This is a genomic window from Mesorhizobium sp. M7D.F.Ca.US.004.01.2.1, assembly GCF_003997785.1.
GTDB lineage: Bacteria > Pseudomonadota > Alphaproteobacteria > Rhizobiales > Rhizobiaceae > Mesorhizobium > Mesorhizobium loti.
This window is the reverse complement of sequence record NZ_RZRQ01000309.1, coordinates 1-7,105: the sequence shown is the minus strand read 5'-3', so window position 1 is coordinate 7,105 and position 7,105 is coordinate 1. Positions and strand designations below refer to the sequence as shown.

Annotated in this window: 7 protein-coding genes and 1 pseudogene; 6 read left to right on the top strand and 2 right to left on the bottom strand. The window is 63.1% G+C overall.

What is annotated here, in order from left to right; genetic code table 11:
* Positions 1-57 precede the first annotated feature (57 nt).
* Together EN993_RS28500 and EN993_RS28495 are read right to left on the bottom strand one after the other, a co-directional pair.
* Positions 58-987 (bottom strand): glutaminase, encoded by a 930-nt coding sequence (locus EN993_RS28500; RefSeq protein WP_127265443.1) that lies wholly within the window; start codon positions 985-987, stop codon positions 58-60.
* 4 nt (positions 988-991) lie between these two features.
* The gene (locus EN993_RS28495) at positions 992-2,140 is read right to left on the bottom strand and encodes an aminotransferase class I/II-fold pyridoxal phosphate-dependent enzyme (protein WP_109671699.1); all 1,149 of its coding nucleotides are present in this window, start codon (positions 2,138-2,140) and stop codon (positions 992-994) included.
* 145 nt (positions 2,141-2,285) lie between these two features.
* On the opposite strand from EN993_RS28495, the gene EN993_RS28490 reads away from it, so the two are divergent.
* From EN993_RS28490 to EN993_RS38030, 6 genes and pseudogenes are all read left to right on the top strand, one after another.
* Entirely contained in the window at positions 2,286-3,680 is a 1,395-nt protein-coding gene (locus EN993_RS28490) for a M48 family metalloprotease (RefSeq protein WP_127265442.1), read from the top strand.
* A gap of 59 nt (positions 3,681-3,739) precedes the next feature.
* Complete coding sequence (locus EN993_RS28485; protein ID WP_127265441.1) at positions 3,740-4,543, top strand: DsbA family protein; 804 nt, start codon at positions 3,740-3,742, stop codon at positions 4,541-4,543.
* Between the two features lie 149 nt (positions 4,544-4,692).
* Entirely contained in the window at positions 4,693-5,127 is a 435-nt protein-coding gene (gene aroQ / locus EN993_RS28480; protein ID WP_109671702.1) for a type II 3-dehydroquinate dehydratase, read from the top strand.
* 26 nt (positions 5,128-5,153) lie between these two features.
* Positions 5,154-5,612 carry an acetyl-CoA carboxylase biotin carboxyl carrier protein gene (gene accB, locus EN993_RS28475; RefSeq protein WP_109671760.1) on the top strand — a complete coding sequence of 153 codons (459 nt, stop codon included), beginning with the start codon at positions 5,154-5,156 and terminating at the stop codon, positions 5,610-5,612.
* Between the two features lie 10 nt (positions 5,613-5,622).
* Entirely contained in the window at positions 5,623-6,966 is a 1,344-nt protein-coding gene (accC, locus tag EN993_RS28470; RefSeq protein WP_023812133.1) for an acetyl-CoA carboxylase biotin carboxylase subunit, read from the top strand.
* Positions 6,967-6,978: 12 nt separating this feature from the next.
* Positions 6,979-7,105 (top strand): annotated as a pseudogene (locus EN993_RS38030) (leucyl/phenylalanyl-tRNA--protein transferase); the annotation flags it as partial.

Sequence of the window (7,105 nt, the reverse complement as noted above, 5' to 3'; positions counted from 1 at the left end):
ATCGAAAGACGGCGCGGGATTTTTCATATCTGGCATTCCGATGGGCCGCGAAGCGCTTTACGGCGCGAAGATCGACCAGTTCATCATCCTGGCCAGCTTTTCCAGAGCGATCGAACCCAGCTTGGAATTGCCGTTGGCATTGAGGCCGGGCGACCAGACGGCAAGCGAGGCCACGCCCGGCACGATACCCAATATGCCGCCGCCGACGCCGCTCTTGCCTGGAATGCCGACGCGGAAGGCAAAATCGCCGGAGCCGTCATAGTGGCCGCAGGTCAGCATCATCGCGCCGATGCGGCGTGCCCGCTCGGCCGACACCACGGAATGCCCGGTCGCCGGGTTCTTGCCGCCATTGGCGAGGAAGCGGCCAGCGAGCGCCAGTTGCCGGCAACTCATGGCGATGGCGCAATGGTGGAAGTAGACGCCTAGCGCCAGCTCCGGCGCATGGTGGAGATTGCCAAAGGATTTCATGTAGTTGGCAAGCGCGAAGTTGCGGTACCCGGTGGCCCGTTCGGACGCGGCGACCTCGCGGTCGATGATGATCGTTTCGTCATCGGCGAGGAACTGGATGAAGCGCAGGATTTCGCCGATCGCCTCACGCGGCTGGTGGCCGGCAAGCCGGATGTCGGCAATGACGATGGCGCCGGCCTTGCTGAGCGGACTGCGCGCAATCCCGTTCTCGTGCTCGAGCTGCACGATCGAGTTGAACGGATTGCCTGACGGTTCGCGTCCGACCCGCTGCCACAGCGCGTCGCCAACATTGCCGAGCGCCAGTGTCAGGGTGAACACTTTCGAGATGCTCTGGATCGAAAAGGCCTGTTCGGCGTCACCTGCCATCAGCACGCCGCCGTCATTGGTGACGGCCGCGATGCCGAACTTCTTCGGATCGACCTTGCCCAGCTGCGGAATGTAGGTGGCGACATCACCACGATCGGTGCGCTCGGCCATTTCGGCTGCGACTTCGGCCAGCGCTTGTTCGAGTTCCGGCATGGCCCTACCTCAACCAGCGTTCGATGCGCGCCATTGCCTCGACCATGTCGTCGTGGCTGCCGGCGTAGGAGAAACGCATGGTCCGGTGCCCCGCCTGCGTGTCGAAGTCGCGGCCAGGCGTTGCCGCCACATGCGCCTCGGCCAGCATCTTGCGTGCAAAGGCCATGCTGTCATTGGTGTGCCTGGTGACGTCGCAGAAGGCGTAAAAGGCGCCGTCCATTGGCGCCGCCAGCGGAAAGCCGAGTTCCGGCAAACGTTTCATCAAGAGCTCACGATTCCAGGCGTAACGGCCTTTCACCGCCTCCAGCTCCTCAGTTGCCCTGAACGCCTCGATCGCGGCAATCTGCGATAATTCAGGCGGCGAGATGTAGAGGCTCTGGGCGACGCGCTCGACCGGCCGCACCAGGTCTTGCGGCAGCACCATCCAGCCGATGCGCCAGCCGGTCATGCAATAGTATTTCGAAAACGAGTTGATCACCGTCACGTCGCCGCCATAGGCAAGCGCCGTGGTGTCGGGTGCGGCGTAGGCCAGCCGATGGTAGATCTCGTCGGAGATGACGGCGACGCCGAGGTCTTGTGCCGTCCTCACCAGAGCCCCCAGTTCATCGGCCGGAATGACCGCGCCTGTTGGATTGGCCGGACTGGCGAACAGAACACCTTTCAGCGGCTTTCCACGATGCGCGGTCTCGAGATGGCCGGCATGCAGGTAGGCGGCGTCGCCGAGCTCGATCTCGACCACGTCGATGCCGAGTGCGGCCATGATGTTGCGATAGGCGGGATAGCCGGGCGCCGCGATGGCGACGCGGTCACCCGGGTCGAACATCGCCAGGAAGGCGAGGTTGAAGGCGGCCGACGACCCGGTCGTCACCGCGATCCGGCCGGGCTCAATATCAAGCCCGTAGTGATCAGCGTAGTGTCCGGCGATCGCCTTGCGCAAGGCGGCGAGGCCGAGCGCGTCGGTGTAGCCGATGCGTCCGTCCTGCAGAGCCTTGGCCGCGGCCGCACGAACCAGAACCGGCGCGGGATCGGAGGGCTGGCCGACGGCCATCGAAACAACCGGCACGCCCTCGGCCTTCAGCCGGTTTGCCTCTGCCAGAATGTCCATGGCATGGAAGGGTTCGACATTGCCACGGCGTGAGAGCGAAACGACCATTTAACCAGTATTCCCGATGACTGACGGCGCCAAGCACTGGCGCATGTGCCGCACAAATGCCCGATTGATGTGAGGATCACAAGTTGAGGAAGTTTCCGGCGCCGACTTTTCATCTTTCGCCCGCTCGTCTACCAGTGGAGCCATCATGTTGAGCCGACCCAGATCGACGATTGCCCAGGCAGCGCGCGTCTTCGCGACGCTTTCGCTTGGCGTAGCCGTTGCAATGGCGAGTTCGGTCAGCGCCTTTGCCCAGAACGTGCCGGTGGTGCGCGACGCCGAGATCGAGGCGCTGGTGCGCGATTACGCACGGCCGATCTTCAGGGCGGCGGGTCTGGCGAATGACGGCATCGACATCGTTCTGGTCAACGACCAGAGTTTCAACGCCTTTGTCACCGGGCGCCGGCTGTTCATCAACACCGGCGCGCTGATGACGGCCGAAACGCCCAACGAGATCATTGGCGTCATTGCCCACGAAGCCGGCCATATCGCCGGCGGCCACCAGCAGAAGCTGCGCGACCAGCTCGAACGCGCCAAGACGATGGCCATCATCGCGACATTGCTTGGCGCCGGCGCCATCGTCGCCGGTGCAACCACCAACAGCCGCGGCCTTGCCGGTGCGGGCATGGGTGTGGCTGCCGGCGGCGGCGAGATGGCACAGCGCAGCATCCTCGCCTATCAGCGCACCGAGGAGATGACCGCCGACCGCTCGGCGATCACCTATCTCAACGCCACCGGCCAATCCGGCATGGGCATGCTGAAGACGTTCCATCGCTTCCAAACGGCACTGTCGCTGTCGGGCGCGCAGGTCGATCCCTATCGGATCAGCCATCCGATGCCGCAAGACCGCATCGCCAATCTTGAAGTGCTGGTGAAACAGAGCCCCAATGTCGACAAGCTCGACCCGCCCGCGCTGCAGCAGCGTCATGACATGATGCGGGTGAAGATCGCCGTCTATATGGAAGGCCAGGCCGCCGCGTCGCGTTTGATGCGCAAGATGCAAGGGACCCTCGCCGCGCAATATGGCGATGCCCAGTCGACCTACCTGTTCGGCAGTATCGCCGCCGCGCTCGCCAAGACCAATGCACTGATCAAGGCGCAGCCGAAGAATGCCTATTTCCAGGAATTGCGCGGCGATATCCTGATGAAGGCAAACAAGCCCAAGGAAGCCGCGGATGCCTATGCCAAGGCGGTCAGCCTCGATCCGGCGCGGTCCGGACTGCTGCCGGTGTCCATGGGTCAGGCGCTGATGGCCGTCGGCACGCCCGACTCGCTCAAAAAAGCCGTCGTGCAAATCAACAATGGCCTCGGGCGCGACAAGGAAAATTCGGCCGGGTATCGCTATCTGGCGCAGGCCTATGGCGAGCTGGGCGACATACCGGGCGCCGAACTCGCCACCGCCGAGGGCCATTTCTATTCCGGCAACTACAAGGATGCGAAGATTTTCGCCATGCGGGCGCAGCAGGAGATGAAGCGTGGCGAGCCACGCTGGCTTCGCGCCCAGGATATCATAAACTACAAAGCATCAACCAAGATCAAGTGAACCTTCCGGTCGCGCGCTGCGACACAGCCAGACCGGAAACAGGTAGAAGGAACGGAACGATGAAAAAGGCACTGCTGCTGGGCACCACGGGGGTTGCGGTCGCCCTGGCCATGCTGGCTTTTGGGTTCGTGGCCGGAAGCCCACAAATTGCCAGGGCTGGCACCGCGCAGCCCGTCGAGACGGCAGCGGCCGACACCAAGATCGACCGCGCCGAGGTCGAAGGCATCATCCGCGACTATCTGTTGAAGAACCCGGAAGTCCTTCTGGAGGTCCAGGATGCGCTTGAGGCCAAGCAGAAGGAAGAGCAGCGCATCGCTCATCTCGGCGTGATCAAGAATGCCAAGGATCAGATCTTCAATTCGGCCTTCGACGGCGTCGTCGGCAATCCGGACGGCAAGGTCACCATAGTCGAGTTCTACGACTACAATTGCGGCTTCTGCAAACGCGCCATCGACGACATGAAGGCGCTGACCAAGTCCGATCCGGACCTGCGCTTCGTGCTCAAAGAATTCCCGATCCTCGGGCCGGATTCGCAGAAGGCGAGCGTCGTTTCGATGGCCTTCCATCTGATGAAGCCGGAAAAGTACGGCGAGTTCCACAATGCGCTGCTCGGCGGCCAGGGACGCGCCACCGAGGCGGCGGCCATCAAGGTCGCGCTGTCGCTCGGTGCCGACGAAGCGGCGCTGCGTGAGAAAATGAAGGACCCGACAATCAACGAGGCCCTCGCCAAGACCTACGATCTTGCCAACAAGCTGGCGATCACCGGAACGCCGTCCTACGTGGTCGGCAACGAGGTCGTGTTCGGGGCGCTTGGGCAGGAAGTGCTGGCTGAAAAGATCGAGGCGGCGAAAGCCGCGCTTTGATTTGCTCACCGGCATATTTCTCACGGCCACATTTCCACCCGTTGTGGACAGTGAAAGAACGCACTTGCGCTCTTTCCGCGGGCAGCTATGCCCATTATAGAGGGCCCAACGCGCCGGCTTGATGCCGGCGCCGGAAAAGGTCGGTTTTTTTGAAAACGGTTTTCGTCCTGAACGGTCCCAATCTCAACGCGCTCGGCAAGCGCGAGCCGGGCATCTATGGCGGCAAGACGCTGGCCGCCATCGCCGAGGACTGCAAGCAGGCCGGCACGGCACTCGGGCTCGAGGTCGATTTCCGCCAGTCGAACCATGAGGGCGACCTTGTCGACTGGATCCAGGAAGCCGGCGACAAGGCTGTCGGCATCGTCATCAATCCAGGCGCCTACAGCCACACCTCGATCGCCATCCACGACGCCATCCGCGCCATAGCGCCGCTGCCCGTCGCCGAAGTTCATCTTTCCAACATCCATGCGCGGGAACCATTCCGCCACGTCTCCATGGTCGCGCCGGTCGCCGTCGGCATGATCTGTGGCTTTGGGCCGCTCGGCTACACGCTGGCATTGCAGGCGCTGGCAGCACGCCTATGACCGGCCAACAAACAGAAGGCTCGAAAATGTCGATAAAGAAGACCGGTGTTGACCAGCAGCTGATCCGCGATCTGGCGGGCATACTGAACGACACCAACCTGACCGAGATCGAGGTCGAACTGGGCGACCTGAAGGTGCGCGTCTCGCGCCAGGCACCGGCCGTTCATGCGATCGCAGCGCCGCAGCCGGCCTATGCCCCGGCAGCAGCCCAAGCTGCCGCCATCGCTGTGCCTGTTGTAGCCGACCTTTCCAAGAATGCGGTCACCTCGCCGATGGTCGGCACCGCCTATCTGGCGCCGTCGCCGGATGCCAAGGCATTCATCGAGGTCGGCCAGAAGGTCAAGGAAGGCCAGACGCTGCTGATCATCGAAGCGATGAAGACGATGAACCAGATCCCCTCGCCGCGCGCCGGTACTGTGACGGCGATCCTGTTCGAGGATTCGCAGCCGGTCGAATATGGCATGCCGCTCGTCGTGATCGAGTAGAGCGGGCCTGATGTTCCAGAAGATCCTCATCGCCAATCGCGGCGAAATCGCCCTTCGGGTCCTGCGCGCCTGCAAGGAACTCGGCATCCAGACGGTGGTGGTGCATTCGACCGCCGACGCCGACGCCATGCATGTGCGGCTCGCCGACGAGAGCGTCTGCATCGGCCCGCCGCCATCGCGCGACAGCTACCTCAACATCCATCAGATCGTCGCTGCGTGCGAGATCACCGGCGCTGATGCCGTGCATCCGGGTTACGGCTTCCTGTCGGAGAACGCCAAGTTCGCCGACATACTGGCCGCGCACAACATCACCTTCATCGGCCCATCCGGCGACCATATCCGCATCATGGGCGACAAGATCGAGGCCAAGCGCACCGCCAAGCGTCTCGGCATTCCGGTTGTGCCAGGTTCCGACGGCGCCGTCACCGATCAAAAGGAAGCCAGGCGCATTGCCGCCGAGATCGGCTATCCCGTGATCATCAAGGCCTCGGCCGGCGGTGGCGGGCGCGGTATGAAGGTCGCCCTCACCGAAGCTGATCTTGAGATCGCCTTGCAGACAGCCAGCACGGAAGCCGGTGCGGCCTTCGGCGACGATGCCGTCTACATCGAGAAATATCTGGAAAAGCCGCGCCACATCGAGGTGCAGGTGTTCGGCGACGGCTTTGGCCGCGGCGTGCATTTCGGCGAGCGCGACTGTTCCTTGCAGCGCCGCCACCAGAAGGTCTGGGAAGAGGCGCCCTCGCCGGCCCTCAATGCCGAAGAACGCGCCCGTATCGGCGGCATCTGCGCCAAGGCCATCGCCGACCTCGGCTATTCCGGCGCCGGGACCATCGAATTCCTCTACGAGAACGGCGAGTTCTATTTCATCGAGATGAACACGCGCCTGCAGGTAGAGCATCCGGTGACCGAAGCGATCACCGGCATCGACCTCGTTCACGAGCAGATCCGCGTCGCCTCCGGCGGCGGCCTGTCGGTGAAGCAGGAGGACATCAAGTTCAATGGCCACGCCATCGAATGCCGCATCAACGCCGAGGACCCGCGCACCTTCACGCCCTCGCCCGGCACGATCACCCACTTCCACACGCCGGGCGGCCTCGGCATCCGCGTCGATTCCGGCGTCTATTCCGGCTACAAGATCCCGCCCTATTACGACAGCCTGATCGGCAAGCTCATCGTGCATGGGCGCAACCGCGTCGAATGCATGATGCGGCTTCGCCGGGCGCTCGATGAATTCGTCGTCGACGGCATCAAGACGACGCTGCCGCTGTTTCGTGATCTCGTCGGCAATGCCGACATCGCCAATGGCGACTACGACATCCACTGGCTGGAAAAATATCTGGCCAAGGAAGAGTAGCGCGCAGACGCGATGACCCGTCCCTACGCGCCCGGCTATCGCATCCCCACCGACCTTTTACTTAAGGCCTATGCCTCGGGCGTCTTCCCGATGGCCGAAAGCGCCGGCGACCCGGAGGTGTTCTGGGTGCGCCCAGAGA